The sequence below is a fragment of the Mesorhizobium sp. WSM4307 genome (genome assembly GCF_007003945.1).
GTDB lineage: Bacteria > Pseudomonadota > Alphaproteobacteria > Rhizobiales > Rhizobiaceae > Mesorhizobium.
Genome location: NZ_VFTB01000001.1, coordinates 647,181 through 666,839, shown reverse-complemented (window position 1 = coordinate 666,839; position 19,659 = coordinate 647,181). Strand labels below are relative to the sequence as shown.

General features: G+C 64.1%; 20 protein-coding genes, 1 pseudogene and 1 riboswitch. Of the genes and pseudogenes, 7 read left to right on the top strand and 14 right to left on the bottom strand.

Annotation, left to right across the window (positions count from 1 at the left end; translation table 11 throughout):
- Positions 1–58 precede the first annotated feature (58 nt).
- The 3 genes from FJV83_RS03085 (at position 59) to FJV83_RS03075 (ending at position 1,559) form a co-directional block, all read left to right on the top strand.
- The gene (locus FJV83_RS03085) at positions 59–334 is read left to right on the top strand and encodes an AbrB/MazE/SpoVT family DNA-binding domain-containing protein (protein WP_142885000.1); all 276 of its coding nucleotides are present in this window, start codon (positions 59–61) and stop codon (positions 332–334) included.
- Positions 321–710 carry a type II toxin-antitoxin system VapC family toxin gene (locus tag FJV83_RS03080; RefSeq protein WP_142884999.1) on the top strand — a complete coding sequence of 130 codons (390 nt, stop codon included), beginning with the start codon at positions 321–323 and terminating at the stop codon, positions 708–710. Before FJV83_RS03085 ends, FJV83_RS03080 begins: the two co-directional genes overlap by 14 nt.
- Before the next feature lie 90 nt (positions 711–800).
- The gene (locus FJV83_RS03075) at positions 801–1,559 is read left to right on the top strand and encodes a transglutaminase-like cysteine peptidase (protein WP_348645154.1); all 759 of its coding nucleotides are present in this window, start codon (positions 801–803) and stop codon (positions 1,557–1,559) included.
- Between the two features lie 256 nt (positions 1,560–1,815).
- On the opposite strand, the gene FJV83_RS03070 is transcribed toward FJV83_RS03075, so the two are convergent.
- From FJV83_RS03070 to FJV83_RS03060, 3 genes are all read right to left on the bottom strand, one after another.
- The gene (locus tag FJV83_RS03070; protein WP_142884998.1) at positions 1,816–4,368 is read right to left on the bottom strand and encodes a caspase domain-containing protein; all 2,553 of its coding nucleotides are present in this window, start codon (positions 4,366–4,368) and stop codon (positions 1,816–1,818) included.
- 142 nt (positions 4,369–4,510) lie between these two features.
- Positions 4,511–5,749: a class I SAM-dependent RNA methyltransferase gene (locus FJV83_RS03065; protein ID WP_142884997.1), complete on the bottom strand. Its 1,239-nt coding sequence runs from the start codon at positions 5,747–5,749 to the stop codon at positions 4,511–4,513.
- On the bottom strand, positions 5,746–6,510 hold the full coding sequence (locus tag FJV83_RS03060) for a TlyA family RNA methyltransferase (RefSeq protein WP_142884996.1): 765 nt from the start codon (positions 6,508–6,510) through the stop codon (positions 5,746–5,748). The genes FJV83_RS03065 and FJV83_RS03060 overlap by 4 nt, the downstream gene beginning before the upstream one ends.
- A gap of 167 nt (positions 6,511–6,677) precedes the next feature.
- Here FJV83_RS03060 and FJV83_RS03055 point away from each other — a divergent pair, with 167 nt between their 5' ends.
- The gene (locus FJV83_RS03055) at positions 6,678–7,079 is read left to right on the top strand and encodes a GFA family protein (RefSeq protein WP_142884995.1); all 402 of its coding nucleotides are present in this window, start codon (positions 6,678–6,680) and stop codon (positions 7,077–7,079) included.
- Here the strand turns inward: FJV83_RS03055 and FJV83_RS03050 are convergent.
- The 6 genes from FJV83_RS03050 to FJV83_RS03025 all read right to left on the bottom strand — a co-directional run bounded on the left by FJV83_RS03050 (position 7,076) and on the right by FJV83_RS03025 (position 12,042).
- Positions 7,076–7,369 (bottom strand): hypothetical protein, encoded by a 294-nt coding sequence (locus FJV83_RS03050; protein WP_095771040.1) that lies wholly within the window; start codon positions 7,367–7,369, stop codon positions 7,076–7,078. The two genes, FJV83_RS03055 and FJV83_RS03050, sit on opposite strands and share 4 nt — an antisense overlap.
- Before the next feature lie 150 nt (positions 7,370–7,519).
- The gene (gene dxs, locus FJV83_RS03045; protein ID WP_142884994.1) at positions 7,520–9,433 is read right to left on the bottom strand and encodes a 1-deoxy-D-xylulose-5-phosphate synthase; all 1,914 of its coding nucleotides are present in this window, start codon (positions 9,431–9,433) and stop codon (positions 7,520–7,522) included.
- A 101-nt stretch (positions 9,434–9,534) separates the two neighbouring features.
- Positions 9,535–10,455: a pirin family protein gene (locus FJV83_RS03040; protein WP_095786618.1), complete on the bottom strand. Its 921-nt coding sequence runs from the start codon at positions 10,453–10,455 to the stop codon at positions 9,535–9,537.
- 39 nt (positions 10,456–10,494) lie between these two features.
- Positions 10,495–10,761, bottom strand: a complete 267-nt coding sequence (locus FJV83_RS03035; protein ID WP_010914875.1) for a DUF2277 domain-containing protein — start codon at positions 10,759–10,761, stop codon at positions 10,495–10,497.
- Between the two features lie 99 nt (positions 10,762–10,860).
- The gene (locus FJV83_RS03030) at positions 10,861–11,112 is read right to left on the bottom strand and encodes an exodeoxyribonuclease VII small subunit (RefSeq protein ID WP_027046614.1); all 252 of its coding nucleotides are present in this window, start codon (positions 11,110–11,112) and stop codon (positions 10,861–10,863) included.
- A 3-nt stretch (positions 11,113–11,115) separates the two neighbouring features.
- Complete coding sequence (locus FJV83_RS03025; RefSeq protein WP_095786619.1) at positions 11,116–12,042, bottom strand: histone deacetylase family protein; 927 nt, start codon at positions 12,040–12,042, stop codon at positions 11,116–11,118.
- Positions 12,043–12,162: 120 nt separating this feature from the next.
- Positions 12,163–12,343, top strand: a riboswitch (cobalamin riboswitch).
- Positions 12,344–12,443: 100 nt separating this feature from the next.
- Between FJV83_RS03025 and bluB the strand changes: the two are divergent.
- Positions 12,444–13,022: pseudogene (gene bluB, locus FJV83_RS36830) on the top strand (5,6-dimethylbenzimidazole synthase); the annotation flags it as partial.
- A gap of 173 nt (positions 13,023–13,195) precedes the next feature.
- Here the strand turns inward: bluB and FJV83_RS03015 are convergent.
- Both FJV83_RS03015 and FJV83_RS03010 read right to left on the bottom strand, forming a co-directional pair.
- A complete protein-coding gene (locus tag FJV83_RS03015) occupies positions 13,196–14,179 on the bottom strand; it encodes a hypothetical protein (protein WP_245318034.1) in 984 nt (327 codons plus the stop codon).
- 92 nt (positions 14,180–14,271) lie between these two features.
- The gene (locus FJV83_RS03010; RefSeq protein WP_095771044.1) at positions 14,272–14,880 is read right to left on the bottom strand and encodes a TetR/AcrR family transcriptional regulator; all 609 of its coding nucleotides are present in this window, start codon (positions 14,878–14,880) and stop codon (positions 14,272–14,274) included.
- Between the two features lie 119 nt (positions 14,881–14,999).
- On the opposite strand from FJV83_RS03010, the gene FJV83_RS03005 reads away from it, so the two are divergent.
- Positions 15,000–16,223, top strand: coding sequence for an MFS transporter (locus tag FJV83_RS03005; protein WP_142884992.1), 1,224 nt, complete (start codon positions 15,000–15,002; stop codon positions 16,221–16,223).
- Between the two features lie 58 nt (positions 16,224–16,281).
- Here the strand turns inward: FJV83_RS03005 and ribB are convergent, their stop codons facing one another.
- On the bottom strand, positions 16,282–17,382 hold the full coding sequence (gene ribB / locus FJV83_RS03000; protein ID WP_010914867.1) for a 3,4-dihydroxy-2-butanone-4-phosphate synthase: 1,101 nt from the start codon (positions 17,380–17,382) through the stop codon (positions 16,282–16,284).
- A 77-nt stretch (positions 17,383–17,459) separates the two neighbouring features.
- A complete protein-coding gene (gene aroC / locus FJV83_RS02995) occupies positions 17,460–18,575 on the bottom strand; it encodes a chorismate synthase (protein ID WP_095771046.1) in 1,116 nt (371 codons plus the stop codon).
- Between the two features lie 184 nt (positions 18,576–18,759).
- Between aroC and FJV83_RS02990 the strand changes: the two genes are divergently transcribed.
- A complete protein-coding gene (locus tag FJV83_RS02990; RefSeq protein WP_095771047.1) occupies positions 18,760–19,020 on the top strand; it encodes a DUF1344 domain-containing protein in 261 nt (86 codons plus the stop codon).
- 10 nt (positions 19,021–19,030) lie between these two features.
- Here FJV83_RS02990 and FJV83_RS02985 read toward each other — a convergent pair whose 3' ends face one another.
- A complete protein-coding gene (locus tag FJV83_RS02985) occupies positions 19,031–19,618 on the bottom strand; it encodes a histidine phosphatase family protein (protein WP_142884991.1) in 588 nt (195 codons plus the stop codon).
- Positions 19,619–19,659: the final 41 nt, after the last annotated feature.

Below are 19,659 nucleotides of genomic sequence, written 5' to 3'. Positions count from 1 at the left end.
TTGAAATCAGCGTCACCTCCGACTATCTTACGTTTGTCTTACATTGAGGCAAGCGACAATGGCCGGCTCCGAAAAGCTCACCACCACCGTCTCAACCAAGGGGCAAGTGATCCTGCCGAGCGCCATCCGCAAACGCAAGGAGTGGGGCGCCGGCACTCGGCTGGTGGTCGAAGACACGCCTGAAGGCATTCTCTTGAAGTCGGCACCCGCCTTCGCCGCTACCCGGCCTCAAGACGTCTTTGGGTTGCTGCCCCATAGCGGCAGGCCGAAGACGCTTGAAGACATGGATGCGGGCGTTCTCGCCGAAGCACGGCGGCGGCATGCTCGCGATTGATACCAATGTCGTCGTTCGGTACCTGACGAACGACCATCCCGAGCAATCCCCGCGCGCCCGGCGCGTGATCGATGACCGACCCGTATTTGTCGCCGTGACGGTCATGCTGGAAGCCGAATGGGTGCTGCGAAGCGCTTACGGCTATGATCAGGCCGCTATCGTCGGAGCTTTGCGGGCGTTCGGCGGTCTTCCCACGGTTGAAATCGAAGACGAGGCAATTGTCTCTTCCGCGCTCGATCTGGTCGAGACCGGTGTGGATTTCGCAGATGCGCTGCACCTCCGCAAGTCCGCGCATTGCACGGGATTTGCGACCTTCGACCGCAAATTGATCAGGGCCGCGCAGGCAGCGGGGCTCGGGGACGTGCAAGAAGCATAGCGCGATGCGTGGCGAAGTGCGCCACGCCGCGTTGCGCGCCGCGAACACGAACACGAACACGAACATGTTAACGCCTTCTTAAATGTTTAATTGATCGAGCACGATCGCCACATTACTTTTGATCGGACCTCTCGTGCGGTGGTGTTGCCGGTGCTGCGTTCCCTCGGCGTCCTGACTTCCTCCTTCCTGCTTGGCTGTGTTTCGCTGTTTGGCGCAACGTCGCTGAATGTCGGTTCGGCGTCAGCGCAATCCACCGTGCCCAAGCAGTCGACATTGTTCGGGAAGACGCAATCATCCTCGGGCGCCTCACTCTCCGCCGCGGTTGGCGGCCCCACCAGCGTCCCCTACGGGTGGGTCGATTTCTGCCATCGCCGACCAAAAGAGTGCAAGGTGCCCGCACTGCCGGCCACGAACGTCAAGCTGACCGCGCAGACCCTGCGCATCCTCAAGCGGATAAATCAGAAGGCGAACAGTTCCATCAAACCGGTCAGCAATTTCGATCACTGGGGCACGATGATGGACCACTGGGACTATCCGGTGGACGGCAAGGGCGACTGCAAGATCTACGCGCTCTACAAGCGCAAGCTTCTCATGGAGGCGGGATTTCCCCGGCAGGCGCTGCTGATGACCGTGGTGCACGACCTCGACAATGAAGGCCACACCATCCTGACGGTGAAAACCGACAAGGGCGATCTGGTCCTCGACAATCTGATCGACGAAATCAGGCCCTGGAACGTGACCGGCTACTACTTCGTGAAACGCCAGTCGCAGCAGAACCCGAATATCTGGGTGTCGATCAACCGGCGAGGCGGCACGCCGCAGACCTCACGAACGTTGCCAAGCTCGTAGACTGAGCAACCTTTCACCGCAGCGGTCCAAGCGCCACAGACTGTCGACGCGTTTTCAGCGCTCGGGATGGTGGATTCCGCGACCGTCTGGGCTCGCGCGCCTTGCCGTGCAGCTTCTTGGCGTGCGCGAGCGGAACATTGCTTGGAGATCGCGGTCTTCTCCGGCGTGATGGCAGACGCCGCGACCAGCGACGCGTTTCAAGCCTTTGTCTCATGCATGTCCCGACCCAAGCCGAACCACCTCTGGCCGACATGTGCTATTTCTTGCAAGCGGGCTCATTGGGGTGCCCGCAAGACGGCTGCTTGCCGGCCGGCGGCTGGGGCGGCCTTGGCTGTGCCGGCCGCTGCTGCTGCATTTGCTGCTTAGGCTGGGCGTGGAACTCCGGTCTCTGCGGCTTAGGCTGAGCCTGCACCTTCAGCTGCGTGTTGCCGTTGTTGACCTTGAATTTCTGCTGGACACTGCCACCACTGTTTCCGTTGGCAGGCAACTTGTGGAATTTCGGCCCATTGCCATTGACCTGGGCCCCACCATTGCCTTGCCCATTGGCCGGGCCGTTCAGCTGGCCGCCGCCTTGATTGTGAAGCTTCTTGAACTTGCCGTTGGGTGGGTTCTGGCCTGAATTCTGGCCATTGAACGCCGATGGGCTGTTCATCCCATTCGCCGCAGACGTGCCGTTGGCGCCCGGAATCTTGCGCAACTTGGCATTCTTGCCGGTACCGTTCTGGCCTTGCCCGTTGCCCTGGCCGTTGGCGCCGTTTTGCCCATTCGCCACCGGGTTGCCGGTCACGGCGCTTCCACCGGCCGTGGCCTGCTTGTTCAGGAGCTTGCCGGACTTGTTCTTGGGCAGGTTCTGTCCATTGAGCACCGGCTTGCCATTGACGAGTGGCAGCATCTTGCCGTCGGCGCCGGGCAAGGCATGACCCGTCAGCTTCTTGGCAGGCAATGTCTTCGACAGCGGCGTGACACCGCCCGGCTGCTGGCCGCCCTGCCCCGGCTTCAGCGGGATGCCGCCCGGGTTCTGCTTAGGCAGATTCGGGTTGTTGGGCAGGTTCTGTCCATTCAGCACCGGCTTGCCATTGACGAGCGGCAGCGTCTTGCCGTCGGCGCCGGGCAAGGCATGACCCGTCAGCTTGTTGGCGGACAATGTCTTCGACAGCGGCGTGACACCGCCCGGCTGCTGGCCACCCTGCCGCGGCTTCAGCGGGAGGCCGCCCGGGTTCTGCTTGGACAGCACGGTTTCCTTTTTCTGCAGGAAAGCCGGCAACGCCACCTTCGTTGCCAGCGCCGCCGCACCCAGGCCCACGGCGCCAGCAGTCAGTTTCTGGCCGGTGGTGAGGCCACCACCCTGGTTGTTGTTCTCGTTGATCGTCGTGTTGTTGATGATGGTGGTGTTGTGGATGTTGTTGAAGATGACGTCGTTCGGCGGCGGGGAGATGTCACGCGGCGGGTTCACCCATGCGGGCACCGGCACGAAAACAGGCGTCGGCAGAAGGAAGATTCCGACCGGCGCCGGCGGTGGTGCCAGTTCAATGAAGTCTCGCGGCCGCGGCGGCAGGAAGATGACCGCCACGGGTGGCGGTGGCGCGAAATCGAATTCCGGGTCGTCGAAATAGAGCACGGGCCGGTCGACATAGACGATCTCATCGGGCGGTGGCGGCGGCACGTCGTAGGCGTAGACGGCAAAACCCTGCGGCGGTTCGAGCGCGGCATCGAAATGCTCAAGCCTGCGCCTTGCGTCCCAGGCGTGCGGACCATGCGGATAGCGATCGAGATAGGACCAATAGGCTTCGGGCGTGTCCCTCAGCCAGGTCTGGCGCCAGGTGATCGCCTCGCGCCGCGCCGCCAGGATCGCGCGCACCCGCCTGGCCATCGGATCGTGGGGATAGGCGATCAGAAAATCCTCGTAGCCACGCATCGTGTCGCGATCGAGAGCCGCGATATAGGCATCATGCGCATCGAAGTCGCGGATTTCCTTGGTCCGCATGGCGCCCACCTCGGCTGACGACATCTGCTGCGGCGGGGCATCCGGCCCGCGGTCGAAGAAGACGAAAGGCTCCGTGATCTTGGAGGCGTTCCAGGGCAATTCCGCACCCTGCGTCACCTCGTTGACGCGCAGCCGCGTGCGGTCGAAGACATCACCAAGCTGCAGGCCGCCATCCCTGATCATCTCGGCAAGCGCCTGCGCATAGGCGCCGTAAGGCCCTTCGCCTTCCGGCGCGATCGTGCCCGGGGCGGCGTTGAAGGCGATCAGCATGTTCGGCTCGGGATCGACCAGTGCAAGGCCGCCGGCCAGCGGCTGGTTCGACTTGGCGAAGGAGTTTGGCCGCGCCGCGTCGAGCACGACGATGTTGACTTTGGTCGGCAGCGCTGCAAGCGGCTTGGTGAGGTCGGAGATCCGCACCGCGGCCATCGGCACATCAGCGGCATTGGCGATCTGGGCATCGACGGGCGCGAAGTAGTTCTCGCCCTCGAACTGCAGGCCCTGGCCGGCCAGATAGACAAACACCACCGCGTCGGGACCGGCTGCCGTCACCTTGGCGAGGAAATCGCGATAGGCGCCGCGCAGCGATTCCTGGTCGACGTCGCGCGCGCCGACCACGTCGAACCCCGCCGCTTGCAAAGTCTGGGCAATCAGGCCGGCATCGTTGGCCGGCGTCGTCAGCGCGCCCGCCGGATAGGCGGCGTTGCCGATGACGAAGGCAAGGCGCTTTTGGCTTTGCGCCAGCGCCGCTGCCGTCGACCCGAACGCGAAAATGGAGAGGGCAAGGAAGAAAGCGAGAAGTTTCGAGACCGTCCGCATTACGATCATCCGTCAGGTGAGAGTGCCTATGCTTCCGCCCCAGCCAGACTAGGCTGGTACAAGAAGGCGGCTTTGCGGCGTCAATCCGTCCGCTTTGGGCCGGGAGCGGCTGAAGTGGCTGGTCTCAACGAAACGTGATCACGGGCCGACGTCAGCCGCGCCTTTTCCTGGGCTTTTCCAGCAGGGCGACAGCCTCGACATGGGACGACCACAGGAACTGGTCGATCGGCGTCACGCTTTTCAGGGTGTAGCCGCCGTCGATGAGGATGCGCAGGTCGCGAGCCAGCGTCACGGGATTGCAGGACACCGCGGCAACGTAGGGAACATCCGAGCGGGCGATCTGCTTCGACTGGTCCTCGGCGCCGGCACGCGGCGGATCGAAGACAAGGCCGTCGAAGGCGTTCAACTCCTTGAACGTCAGCGGCCGGCGGAACAGGTCGCGGCGCTCGGCCGTCACCCGCTTCAGGCCGGTCGCGAATCGTGCCCCCCGGTCGAGCGCCGAGAGAGCCGCCGCATCGCCCTCCACCGCATGGACTTCCGACTTCGCGGCCAACCGCAAGGCAAAGCTGCCGCAACCGGCGAAAAGATCGGCGACCTTCTTGGCGCGCTTCAGATGTGAGCCGACGATCTCGGCCATGGCCTGCTCGGCGGCCTCGGTCGCCTGCAGGAAGGCGCCGGGCGGCACGGCGACAGCGACGCTGCCGAACATGACCACGGGCTTCCTCGGTTCGATGATGATCTCGTCATCGATGGACAGCCTGGCAAAGCCTTGCGCCAGGACAAAGTTGGAAGCGATGCGGCGCTGGTGCTCGCCAAGCTTGCCGGACTCATGCACAGCGACGTCGAGGCCCGAACCCGTCACGGTGACCGCCATCCGGAACGATTTGGTGGTCGCGCATATCAAGTCGGCGAGCGCCCTCAACCGGTCGAGTGCTGCGACGATCTCGGGCAGCGAGATCGGGCATTCCGATATGGCGATGATTTCCGGCGAGAGGTGACGGTTGAAGCCGAGCAGCATGCCCGTCTCGGCGCGCCGGGCGGCGAGCACGACACGGCGGCGCGTGTGCGGCGCGCAGGCGACCAGTTCGTCGATGCCGCAATCGATGCCCTTCAGGGCGTGCACCACCTTGTCGCGTTTCCACTGGCGATAGGCTTCGGCCTCGAAATGCTGGAGGGCGCAGCCGCCGCATTCGGTGAAATGGCGGCAGGCGGGTTCGATGCGCAGCGGCGAGGCCTCCAGCACCGCCATCAGCGCGGCACGATCCCGTTCGCGCGCGGCGGTGACGGTCTCGCCGGGCAGCGTGAAGGGGATGAACAGGTCGCCGCTTTCGGTTTCGGCAATGCCGTCACCCTGGGCGCCAAGCTTTTTTATGGTGAAGCGCGCGCTCATCGATCCTTGATCCCACCAAGCAGGAATTCGCGATTGCCGTCGCCGCCTTCGATCGGCGACAGATGCAGGCCGAGCGAACGCCAGCCCGGAACGGCGTCCAGCCAATCCTGCAACAGGCCGGCGACACGGGCGGCATCGAAGGGGTCTTTCAACAGGCCGCCCTTGCCGATCGCCTCGCGACCCGCCTCGAATTGCGGCTTGACCAGAAAGAGCGCGGCAGCACTAGGCTTCGCGACGGCGAGCGCCGGCGGCAGCGCCAATCTCAGCGAGATGAAGCTGACGTCGGAGACGATGAAATCCGGAATGCGGCCGGCAAGATCCGCGGCGGTGAGGTCACGGGCATTCAGTCCCTCGATGACCGTCACGCGCGGGTCCTTGCCGACATCGGGATGCATCTGGCCGTGCCCGACGTCGATGGCGGTGACGTGGGAGGCACCACGCTCCAGCAGCACCTGGGTGAAGCCGCCGGTCGAGGCGCCGATGTCGAGGGCCTCGCGGCCGGCCGGATCGAGGCTGAAGTGATCGAGCCCGCCGAGGAGCTTCAGCGCCGCGCGCGAGACATAGCCTTGCGCCGGATCATCGATGGCAACAAGGCATTGCGGCGAAACGTTCTGGCCGGGTTTGCGGGCAAGGACGCCGTCAACCATCACCGTGCCACGCTCGACCGCGTCGCGGGCACGCGAGCGGCTGGCAAACAGCCCGCGCTGGACGAGCAGGTCGTCGAGCCGCTGGCGGATGCTGGCTGGCGGAGGCGAGTTCATCGGCCTTCATGGCGAAAGCCGGCAGCGAAGGCAAGGACATTGGGGCGGGACAAGGAAAGATGCGGCGAACCCATCCAACCCCGCTGCCGCTTGCGTGCATCGTGTGAGGTCCGCCAAAATGACAATCGAGGAGACCAGCCCTCTATTGTCGGAACCGGGGAGGACGAATGCTGACGGGAACCTGCCATTGTGGCGCAACCCACTGGACGCTGGAAGGCGATCCGGGGCCGGTGACAGCTTGCAACTGCACGCTTTGCCGGCGCTATGGCGTGCTCTGGGCTTATGATTACGTCGACGAGCGCATTCGCGTTTCGGGACCGATGGGCAGCTACACGCGCGCCGGAAAGGACACGCCGTCGCTCGAAATCCTGTTCTGCCCGACCTGCGCCTGCGTGCTCGCCTGGCGTGGTTTGCGCGCAGAGGCGTCTGGCCAAACGCGCATCGCCGTCAATGTAAGGCTGGCGCCACCCGAGGCGGTCGCCGATCTGCCGATCGACCATTTCGATGGCCTCGACACATATGACGACCTGCCCCGCGACGGCCGTTGCGTGCGCGATATGTGGTTCTAGAAGATGGTGCGCGGAACCTGGCGCTCGATGGCCGGGGACAAACCCTCGTCGCGATCCCCTGAGGCTTGCACGGCAGGATGCTCCGTGGCGGTGGCGGGCGGCGGAACAGGATCCGGCAGGACGACCAGTTGCGGCACCTGCTTGTAGGAAAAGCCGCCGCGGATATCGCCCATCTTGCCGGCGATGATGCCCATCGCCGCCTTTTCAAGGCTGCGATCATAGCGCGTTTCGGCGACGGCCGGCGCGACGATGACCGCTGAAAGCGCCACGCCGCACAGAAGCGTTCTCATTGTTGTTTGTCTCCCTGCCTGATCACCGATCTAGCAGGGCGCCGTTGAAAAACGGCCAAGGGACACGGTAAGCAGAATGCCAAACGGCAGCGTTAACAATGCGTTAAGACGTCAAGCCGGCAAACTGATTGAAGCCGCTGAGACTTTGATTCAGGCGCGCTGGGCGCGGGCAGTATGGCCGAGGGCGACAAATACCGTGCGCACGATGCCGGCCGCATCGAGACCGGCATCGGCATACATCTTCTCCGGCTTGGCGTGGTCGGTGAAAATGTCGGGCAGCACCAGCGGGCGCACCTTCAGGCCGCCTTCCAGCAGTCCTTCATGGGCAAGGAACTGCAGCACATGGCTGGCAAAGCCGCCGATGGCGCCCTCCTCCACCGTGACCAGAACCTCGTGCGAGCGGGCGAGCCGGCGGATCAGATCCTCGTCGAGCGGCTTGGCGAAGCGGGCATCGGCAACTGTGGTTGAAAGCCCGGCCGCACCGAGTTCCTCGGCAGCGATCAGGCAATCCTGGAGGCGCGTCCCGAACGACAGCAGCGCCACCTTTGTGCCTTCCCTGACGATGCGGCCCTTGCCGAGTTCGAGCACCGAGCCGCGCTCCGGCATGTCGACGCCGACGCCGTTGCCGCGCGGATAGCGGAAGGCGATCGGGCCATCATCGTAACTCGCGGCGGTGCGCACCATGTGGCGCAGCTCCGCCTCGTCGGCGGCCGCCATCACGACAAAGCCCGGCAGGCTTGCCAGGAAGGTGGTGTCGAACGCGCCGCAATGGGTGGCGCCATCGGCGCCAACGAAGCCGGCGCGGTCGATCGGGAAACGCACCGGCAGCTTCTGGATGGCGACGTCATGGACGACCTGGTCGTAGGCGCGCTGCAGGAAGGTCGAATAGATCGCCGCGAACGGCTTGTAGCCCTCGGTCGCGAGACCGGCGGCGAAGGTCACTGCATGCTGTTCGGCAATGCCGACGTCGAAGGTCCGTGACGGGAACACTTCGCCGAACAGATCAAGCCCCGTGCCGCTCGGCATGGCGGCGGTGACGGCGACGATGCGGTCGTCCTCGCGGGCTTCCCCAATCAGGCTTTCGGCGAACACCTTGGTGTAGGCCGGTGCGTTGGCCGGTGCCTTGGCCTGCGTGCCGGTGATGACGTCGAACTTGTTGACGCCGTGGTACTTGTCGGCGGCGGCCTCCGCCGGCGCGTAGCCCTTGCCCTTCTGGGTGACGACATGGATCAGCACCGGGCCTTCGCCATTGTCGCGGACGTTTTTGAGCACCGGGATCAGATGTTCGAGATTGTGGCCGTCGATCGGGCCGATATGGTAGAAGCCGAGCTCCTCGAACAGCGTGCCGCCGGTGACGTATCCGCGCGCATGCTCGACAGCCCTCGTGATCGCACGATCGGCGCGCTTGCCGAGATAGGATGTCAGCTTCTTGCCGAAGTCGCGAAGGCCGGCATAAGCCTTGCCTGAGGCGAGACGCGCCAGATAGGCGCTCATGGCGCCGGTGGGCGGCGCGATCGACATGTCATTGTCGTTGAGGATGACGATGAGCCGGGCATCGAGCGCGCCGGCATTGTTCATCGCCTCATAGGCCATGCCGGCCGACATGGCGCCGTCGCCGATGACGGCGATGACGTTGTTGCGGCCGCCGGAGAGGTCGCGGGCGGCTGCCATGCCGAGGCCGGCCGATATCGATGTCGAGGAATGCGCGGCGCCGAAGGGATCGTATTCGCTCTCTGCGCGGCGGGTGAAGCCGGACAGGCCGCCTTCCTGGCGCAGCGTGCGGATGCGGTCGCGGCGGCCGGTCAGGATCTTGTGCGGATAGGCCTGGTGGCCGACATCCCAGATCAGGCGATCGTCCGGGGTGTTGAAGACATAATGCAGCGCCACCGTCAGTTCGACCACGCCGAGGCCGGCGCCGAGATGGCCGCCGGTGCGCGACACGGCGTCGACCAGTTCGAGGCGAAGCTCGGATGCCAGTTGCGGCAGCTCGCTCTCGTCAAGCGCGCGCAGATCCGCCGGGATGCGGACCTTGTCGAGAAGCGGCGTATGCGGCGTTGCGTTCACGGGAGCTCAGGCTTTCTGTTCAACGGCGGGATAAGCCGCCGGCCGGCGAAAGTAAATGCGTGTCGGTGACGCGGATCTATCAGGTCCCCTCGCCGATTTCCTCAGCTTTCCGGCAGCGGGATGAACTCTTTCTCATCTCCAGGAACGATATCGAAGCGTCCCGTCTTCCATTCCTGCTTGGCCTGTTCGATGCGCTCCTTCGACGAGGAGACGAAATTCCACCAGATGTAGCGCTGCGAGCCGAGCGAGGCGCCGCCGAAAAGCATGAAATGCGCACCGGTTTGCGACGATATGATGATCTCGTCACCGGGCCGGAACACCAGGAGCCGCTCTGCCGGAAAGACGTCGCCCGAAATCGCGACCTCGCCTTCCAGCGTGTAGATGGCGCGCTCTTCCGCGTCGGCCGGAATCTTTATGCTGGCGCCCGGAGCCAGCCTAAGGTCGGCGTAAAGTGTCTCGGAATCGGCCCTTACCGGGGAGCGCTGCCCCTGGAAATCGCCGATGACGATGCGGCCGCGGACGCCTTCGGCATCGATCTCGGGCAGCCGCAAGGCAGCGGTGTTCTCAAACACCGGCGCCACTTCCTCCTTGCCATCGGGCAAGGCGAGCCATGTCTGCAGGCCTGAGATCGACATCGGCGCGCCGCGCAATTCCTCCGGCGTGCGCTCGGAATGCACGATGCCGCGGCCGGCGGTCATCAAATTCACGTCGCCGGGCTGGATCACCATTTCGGTGCCCAGCGAATCCCGATGCCTGATCCTGCCGTCGAACAGATACGTCACCGTCGACAGGCCGATATGCGGGTGAGGACGGACATCGAGAGCCTGGCCTGCCCGCAGGATCGCCGGACCCATGCGATCGAAGAAAATGAACGGCCCGACCAGCCGCCGCCTGGCGGTCGGCAGCGCGCGACGCACCTCGAAGCCGCCAATGTCCTTGGCGTTCGGGATGACCATCAACTCGATCTGGTCGCTGGCAAAGGCGTCGCCGGCTTCAGGGTCTTTCCCGGGAAAGAAGCTCATGGACTCTCCTTGTCAGCGGTCGAGGGCCCCTTGGCGGCATCAGGCAAAGCGGATCGCCGCCTTTGCCCGCAGTTTGGCCGCCACCTCTTCGCGATTGCGCGGATGCTGGTTGGTTTCAAGCGAATCGAGGAGTTCACGCGCCGATGCCGCGATGGCTTCGACCGCATGATCGAACGCATGCTGGTTCTGTTTCGACGGTCGTGTCGTTCCGCTCAGCTTGCGGACGAACTGAAGGGCTGCGTCGCGCACTTCGTCATTGGTTGCGGGCGGGTCAAAATTGAACAGGGTCTTGATGTTTCTGCACATCGCTTCCGTATCTCCTTTTGTCCTGGAGCCGTTTCAATCGGGACGAGCTTAATTCTCAACCATGATCGTGTCCAAAAACCGGAAAGGCTGCTCCGTGCCTCAGTCCGCGTCGAGCGGTTCTGTTCCGACCGGCTTGCCGTCGCGCGACAGCCTGATCTTCTCGACCTTGTCCTCGGCGGCCTTCAGCAGCCGGTCGCAATGCGCCTTCAGCGCCTCGCCGCGCTCGTAGATCTTGATCGACTGGTCGAGCGGCACGTCGCCACGCTCCAGATCATCGACGATCTTCTCCAGCGCGTCGAGTGCCTGCTCGAAGCTCATCGCCTTGACGTCTTCGTTGGTTTCACCAGCCATCATTCATCCTTTCATCAGTCGCCCGACATGGGCGGCGACCGAAAATGCCAGTCCCTGCAGATCGTAACCGCCCTCAAGCAGGCTGACGAGCCGGTTGCCGCTGTGGCGCGCGGCGCGCTGCATCAGCTGGCCGGTCGCCCAGTCGAAATCGTCCTCGGTCAGGTTGATCTCGGCCAGCGGATCGCGGTGATGCGCGTCGAAACCGGCCGAGATGATGATCAGGTCAGGCGCGAAATTGTCGAGCGACGGCAGCACCCGCGACAGGAAGGCATCGCGAAACACCTCGCTGCCGGTCTGCGGCGCCAAGGGCGCGTTGACGATGTTGCCGGCGCCGGTCTCGGTCTTCGCGCCAGTGCCGGGATAAAGCGGCATCTGGTGCGTCGAGCAATAGAGAACCGAGGGATCGTCCCAGAAAATGTCCTGCGTGCCGTTGCCGTGATGCACATCCCAGTCGACGACGGCGACGCGCTCGGCGCCATGCTTCTTCTGCGCATAGCGCGCGGCGATCGCCGCCGTGTTGAAGAAGCAGAAGCCCATCGCGGTGGTCTTTTCGGCATGGTGGCCGGGCGGCCTTGCGGCGACGAAGACATTGTCGGCGCGGCCTGCAAAGACGTCGTCGACGGCGGCGTTGGCGGCGCCGATCGCGGCGATCACCGCCTGCCAGCTCTTCGGGCTGGCGGTGGTGTCGGCATCGATGCGGGCAATACCCTCCTCGGGAATGGCGGCACGCACACGGGCGACGAAATCGGCGGGGTGCGCGTAGAGGATGGTGGCCTCGTCGCCCTCCGGCGCCTTGGCACGATCGAGCGCGGCAAAAGCCTCGTCGTCGAGCACGCGCTCGATGGCGCGCAAGCGGTCCGGCCGCTCGGGGTGGCCGGGCGGCGTGATGTGTTCGAGGAAGATCGGGTGCGTGTAGAGACGGGTTGTCATGCTCCCTATCTAGTGCCCCGGCGCCGCGATGGCCATGCATTGCGGCTCGATCACTGGGGAAAATCGCGCCTGCGTCCATTGGCGCCGCTGCGGGGATTGGCGCGGCCGAGGCTTCGGCGTAAGGTCGCGCCACTGCCTGGTGCTCGCCGCAAGCGGGAGAATCGGGAACACGGTTGAATTCCGTGGCGTGCCCAACGCTGTGAGGGGGACCGCGCCGGTAAATGCCACTGTCGATGACGGGAAGGCACCGGACGCGGGTTGATCCCGAGCCAGAAGACCGGCCTGGCAGCCATCGTCATCCGCATGGTCAGGCGGCTGGCATCGGAGCAACGTGCGTCCAGTTGGATGCACAAAGTGCGCTCTGACGGTGTGGAGCTATTGCAATCGCAAGGGGACGAGCGATGCCGGAACACATGACCGCTCCTGTGGGCGACGGATTTGACCAGACGGCGCGCGACGCGGTCTATCGCGCCATGTTCACGCGGCGCGACGTGCGCAGCCATTTCCTGCCCGACGCGCTCGACGACGAGGTGTTGGCGCGGCTTCTGCTTGCCGCCCATCACGCGCCATCGGTCGGCTTTATGCAGCCATGGAATTTCATCGTCATCCGCGACGCCGCGCGACGGGCAGAGGTGCGCGACCTGTTCCTGGCCGCGCGCGAACAGGAACTGCCTGAAATCGAGGGGGAACGACAGGCGCTCTACCGCAAGCTGAAGCTCGAAGGTATCTGCGAAAGCGCCCTCAACATCTGCATCACCTGTGACCGTCGGCGCTCGCAAGGCTCGCCACTGGGCCGCTGGCACAATCCGGAAATGGATCTCTACAGCACGGTCTGCGCGGTGCAGAATTTCTGGCTGGCCGCGCGTGCCGAAGGCGTCGGCGTCGGCTGGGTCAGCATCATCGAGCCGCAAGCGTTGAAGAGCCTGCTGGCCATTCCCGAGCATGTGACGCCCGTCGCCTATCTCTGCGTCGGCCGGGTTTCCGAGTTCGCATCCAAACCAGACCTGGAAACGCATGGCTGGGGCCGGCGGCTGCCGCTGCCCGACCTGATCATGAGCGAGACTTTTTGCGGGCAAGGCGAGGCGCCACTGAAATCGACCGTGGCCCGCCTCAACGCCTCCGATGTCGCGCCGGCGACGACCTGCCCAGCCGATCAGTTCGTCGCGCCGGCCGTGCCCCAGCGCGAGCCACCAAAGGAGGCCAGCGCCTTGTCCTTCAGCTCCCTGAACTTCGACGACGCCTCGGCCAGCCTGATATCCCAGGCCGGATCGGGCACCTGGCCGGCGATGGTCTTGAAATAGACCTGCATCAGGCAAGCGATGGCGAAGGGCTCGATGAAGGCCGCCTTGAAGGCCCAGGCAAAGACGATGGCAAGCACGAAGGCCCAGCCGGCGAGTTGTCCGGGCATGATGAAGAGAACGGCGCTGGCCGGAGCCAGCATCAGCAGGAAGATGACGAAAGACACGCCCCACATGATGACCGCCAGCCAGACGGCGTTCTTGACCATGGTCTTGCCGTTCTGGGCGTAGAGCACGACGCCTTGCCGCGCCGTCTCGAAGGGTGAGGACGAGTTGATGCGGATGTTGTAGCCGAGGATGATCTCGTCGACATAGGTGAGCGACAGGCGGATCACCGTGTTGATGAAGGAGACCAGACCGCTCAGGCCCGGAATGGGCAGGAAAGCAGCGATGCCGCCGAGCAGGCCGGTGATGGCGCGGATGGCGCCCTTGACCAGCTGGTCGACGACGAAAAGGATGTTGGCCTCGGCGAAACGCTCGGTCACGACCTGCCTGGCATAGGCGATCTGGTTCTGGCCGTCGGGGACATCCCGGCCGTCGATCAGATGGACCATCACGGCGATATGGCCGGCCTTGACGACGTAGAGGATATATTCGCGGATCCAATAGACGGCGATCGAAACCACGCCGAAGCCGACCACGCCGCCCCACAGGGCAAAGGACATCGGCCCGTCGGGATCCGTGGAGATATGGCCGACGCCATAGCCGACCGATGCACCGGTGCCGGTCGCCACGATATAGGCAAGCGTGATGCCGAAATAGACGATCATGCGAAAGACAATGAAAGGCCAGGTCCGCATCATGATGGACACCGACCTGCCGATATCGAAATCCCACATGCCCGAATCTCCCCTCAGAGATGGCTGGGAAGGATGCGCTCACCCCGAGGATTGTCAATCATGAGCGGTGGACAGCGGTGCGCAACGGGGATTTAGCTCTGTTTCGACGCTGGTTTTCTGAGCAGTCCCTCGAGCAATTGCTTGAACGCCGCAACCACGATCTTCGACGTCGCTTCGGGGTCGTTCGAATTAGCGATCCGCTGCGCCGCCTGGCTGCTCGCCCCGTTGATCAGCCGCGCGGCGGTCTCGGGGTCGACGCCCGGGACGACCACCCCTTCCCCCTGCAGCGCGGTCAGATGATCGGTCATTGAACCGACGCAGGCATTGGCATTCGACCATTGCGCGGGATCGCCCAGTACGGCCGGACCGTCGCGGAACATAATGCGCTGGATTTCCGGCTCCAGCGCCATTTCGATATAGGTCGTGCACTCGTCGACGAAATGCTGCCAGCGGGTCGGCGCTCTCGACGCGACCTCATTGACCCGAGCAGCCATCTCGCCGTCGATTTCGGCGATAACCGCCTCCAGCAGTCCCTTTTTGTCGCCGAAATGGTGGTAGAGGGCGCCGCGCGTCAGCCCGGCCGATGCCGTGAAATCATCCATCGACGCTTCGGCATATCCGATCGTGCCAAAGGCCTGGCGGGCCGCGGCGATCAGCTTGGCGCGCGTCTCGGCGATCATTTCCTTGCGGGGTCTGTGCATTTCCGTCTGGTCCTATTCACATACGTTCCGTATGCCAATTGACATACGTCGCGTATGCTCTATCTAATGATCATACGCTTCGTATGTAATTGTCGAACCGCCCTTTGTCGAGGAACCCCATGCAAAACCCCTATTCGGAAATCTTCCGCGCCCCTGGAGCGAGGGGCTTTGCGGCCGCCGGCTTCATGGCGCGCCTGCCGATCGCCATGGCGCCGATCGGCATCGTGGCGATGCTGTCGCAGACGCGTGGCGAATACTGGCTGGCGGGTGCTGTCTCGGCGACATTCGCGCTGGCCAACGCATTCCTGGCGCCGCAAATATCAAGACTGGTCGACCGCCTTGGCCAGACGCGGATCGTCGTGCCCACGACAGTCATCTCCGTGGTCGCCTTCATCACGCTGGTCGCGGCCGCCAATCAGGACTGGCCGGTCTGGACGCTGTTCGTGTCGGCGCTGCTGGCGGCGGCCATGCCCAGCATGCCGGCCATGGTGCGCGCGCGCTGGACCGAGCTTTTCCGGGGTCGGCCCGAGATGAACACCGCCTTCGCCTTCGAATCGGCGGCGGATGAACTGGTCTATATCGCCGGCGCATCGCTGTCGGTCGGCCTCAGCGCCGCCCTGTTTCCGGAAGCGGGCATGCTGGCGAGCACTCTGTTCCTCGCCTTGGGCTCGACCGCGTTCATCCTGCAGCGATCGACCGAGCCGCAGGTGCGCCCGGTAGACCATGGCTCGAGCGGCTCGGCGATCCGCCTGCGGCCGGTACAGGTCATCACCTTTGCCCTGATCTTCGTCGGCGCGACCTTCGCGACGACGGAAGTGAGCACGGTGGCCATCACCAAGGAGCTCGGCCAGCCCGGCGCCGCCAGCCTCGTCATCGGCGTCTACGCGCTGGGGTCGTTCGTGCTCGGCATCATTGTCGGCGCGCTCAACCTGAAGGCACCGCTGCAACGCCAGCTCGCCATCGCGGTCGCCCTGGTCGCGCTCGGCACCTTGCTGCCACTCACCGCCAACAGCGTGCCGCTTCTGGCGCTGACCGTCTTCATCAGCGGCGTGGCGATCTCGCCGACCTTCATCACGGCCTTCGGGCTGATTGAGCAGCATGTGCCGGAAGCGATGCTGACCGAAGGCATCACCTGGGTGACCACCGGGATCGGCATCGGCATGGCGCTTGGCTCCTTCGCCGCCGGCGCCGTGGTGGATGCGTTCGGCGCCCAGAACGGGTTCTGGGTCTCGGTGGCATCGGGCACGATTGCGCTCGCCACCGTGCTGCTCGGCCAACGCATCCTGGCCACGCATAAATGCGAGTTGGACGGATGCGAAGCAGCCGCCGTTCCGGCCGAGTGATAGCCAGAATATGTCGAGATTCAGGTCAGGCCGACCTGACCTGAGTCTCGAATATATTTTAGAGGATCTCGGTCTTGGCGATGTGGATGCCAAACCCTTCGAGGCCGACATAGTGGCGCTCGCGCGAGGCGATCAGGTTGATCGAGGAAATGCCGAGATCCTTCAGGATCTGTGCGCCGAGGCCGATTTCGCGCCATTCATTCTCACGGCGGCGGGCCTCTTCGTGATCCTCGCGGTCACCGCTCAGCGGGCGCTTGCGCTCCTGGTGCGCGACGCCGACGGAGCCCTCTCTGAGATAGACGATGACGCCGCGTTTGCGCTCGCCCATCGCCTTCATGATGCCGTCCAGGCGATGGCTGGTGCCGAAGACGTCGGTCACCACATCCTCGGAATGCAGACGCACCGGCACTTCCTCGCCATCGCGTATATCGCCGAACACGACTGCGACGTGATGCATCGTGTCCCAGGGCAGCGTGTAGGTGAAGACCTGCGCCTTGCCGCCAAGCGTGTCGATATCGGAGCAAGCGACGCGCTCGACCAGCGTTTCCTTGCGCTGGCGGTAAGCGATGAGGTCGGCGACCGACACCTGCTTCAGGCCATGCTCTTCGGCGAAAGCCTGCACCTGCGGACCGCGCTTGACGGTGCCGTCGTCGTTGACCAGTTCGGAAATGACGCCGATCGGCGGCAGGCCGGCGAGCTTGCAGAGATCGACCGCCGCTTCGGTATGGCCCGAACGCATCAGCACGCCGCCTTCGCGGGCGATCAGCGGGAAGATGTGGCCGGGGCGGACGAAATCGGAGGCGCCGACATTGCCGTTGGCGAGGTTGCGCACGGTCAGCGTTCGGTCGTCAGCCGAAATGCCCGTCGTCGTGCCATGCTTGAAATCGACGCTGACGGTGAAGGCGGTGGTGTGGGCGGAATCATTGTCGGCGACCATCGGCTGCAGGTTGAGCCGCTTGGCTTCCTCGCGCGGCATCGGCGTGCAGACGATGCCCGAGGTGTTGCGCACGATGAAGGCCATCTTTTCCGGCGTGCAGTGAACGGCGGCGACGATCAGGTCGCCCTCGTTCTCGCGCCCGTCATCGTCCATGACGACGACGATCTCGCCGCGTTCGAAAGCGCGAATGGCTTCGACAATCTTCTTCTGATCGTAAGGCATGGGGTGCTCGCTTCGCTCGCAGGGATTAGTGAATAGGCAGTAGGGAAATGAAAAGGCTGTGTCGGGCGGCCAAATGCCTATTCCCTACTGCCTATTCCCTTCCCCGTCTGTCCCCTGTGCCGCAGATAGTGATCGGCAATGGCGCAGGCAACCATTGCCTCGCCGATCGGCACGGCGCGGATGCCGACGCAGGGGTCGTGCCGGCCCTTGGTCATCACCTCGACGTCGTTGCCGTCCTTGTCGATCGACTTTCGCGGCGTCAGGATCGATGAGGTCGGCTTGACGGCGAAACGGGCCACGATCGCCTGGCCGGTCGAGATGCCGCCAAGGATGCCGCCGGCATTGTTGGACAGGAACACCGGCTTGCCGTCATTGCCGATGCGCATCTCGTCGGCATTCTGCTCGCCGGTGATCTGGGCGGCCTCGAAGCCGTTGCCAATCTCGACGCCCTTGACGGCGTTGATCGACATCAGGCCCGACGCAATGTCCTGGTCGAGCTTGGCATAGATCGGCGCGCCAAGCCCTGGCGGCACGCCGTCGGCGACGATCTCGATCACGGCGCCGACCGAGGATCCGGCCTTGCGGATACCGTCGAGATACTGCGTGAAGACGGGAACCGAAGCGGGATCGGGTGTGAAGAACGGATTCTGCGCGTCGCCGATGAAATTCCAGTTCCAGTTGGCGCGGTCGATCGATTTTTCACCCATCGAAACCAGGGCGCCGCGCACCACCATGCCGGGCACCACCTTGCGGGCGAGCGCGCCGGCGGCGACCCTGGCCGCGGTCTCGCGGGCCGAGGAGCGGCCGCCGCCGCGATGGTCGCGTATGCCGTATTTGACGTCATAGGTGTAGTCGGCATGGCCCGGCCGGTATTGGCGGGCGATCTCGCCATAGTCCTTGGAACGCTGGTCGACATTCTCGATCAACATGGAGACCGGCGTGCCGGTGGTGATCATCGTCTGGCCGTCCTCGTCGAGGACGAAACCAGACAGCACCTTCACCTCGTCGGGTTCGCGGCGCTGGGTGACGAAGCGCGACTGGCCCGGCCGGCGCTTGTCGAGTTCGGCCTGGATCTCGTCACGCGTGAAGCGGATGCCGGGCGGGCAGCCGTCGACCACGCAGCCAAGTGCTGCGCCATGGCTTTCGCCCCAGGTGGTGACGCGGAAAAGGTGGCCGAACGTGTTATGAGACATTGATAAAGTGCCCTGCCGGCAGCGGAGCCGGTTGAAGCCTGCCTTCTATTGGCGTTTTTTGCGGTGGTCAAACTGTCATCCCTGCCGTTTAAGTTTTGACACATTCGGCTGGTTTCTGCTTTCTTCCATCCGCCGTTGAGGACCCGCCGCCGCAGTGCCGGCGCAATGACCAAAGAGGACGATCATGCGTACCCTGATTGGCGCTGTTGCCGCCGCCCTGCTCTATTCCACCGCCGCCTTCGCCGGACAGACCGAAGGCCTGATCAAGAAGATCGACAAGGACGCGCTGACCCTGACGCTGGATGACGGCAAATCCTACAAGCTGAACGCCGAAACCGATCTCGACTCGCTGAAGCCGGGCATGGACATCGTCATCGCTTACGACGTGACCAATGGCGAGAATGTCGTGACCGATATGCAGTTGCCGGACAGCGACACGAACTAGGTCAGGCGGCTTAAACCCACTCCAGGCTCCGGCCTTCAAGTTTGAGCACGCGATCGTGCGGTATTTCCAGGTTCGCGGCCTCGTCCTCCGCCATATCGAGCACGAAACGGAACAGGGTGCGCATGACGCCGCCATGCGTCACGCAGACCGTCTTGCGGTCAATCTCGTCGAACCGGGGCTTCACCCGTTCGAGCAGTATCTGGTAGCTCTCGGCACCTTCGCCGGGCGGCCGGAAGTTCCATTTATCCAAAGCGCGAGTCCTCTTCGCACGAGGATAGCGTGTCTCGAGTTCGGCAAACGTGAACCCCTGCCAATCGCCGAAATTGACTTCAACGAGATCGGGATCGGTTCGATAGACGAGCGGATCGAGCCTCATCGCGACGCGGATGCGCTCCATCGTTTCGCGCGTCCGCTTCATCGGGCTGGCGATGAAATCGAAATCCTCCGGCTTGTTGACGAGGCCGGCCAGCCGATTCCCGTTTCCGGTTGCCTGTTGGCGGCCGAGCTCATTGAGATCGGTGTCGGCCTGGCCCTGAAGCCGGGCCTCGGCGTTCCACGCGGTCTCGCCGTGGCGCACGATATAAACCAGCGGGTACATCAAGTCTTCCGAAGGTCGGGCAAGGGCCTGGACTGAGGATA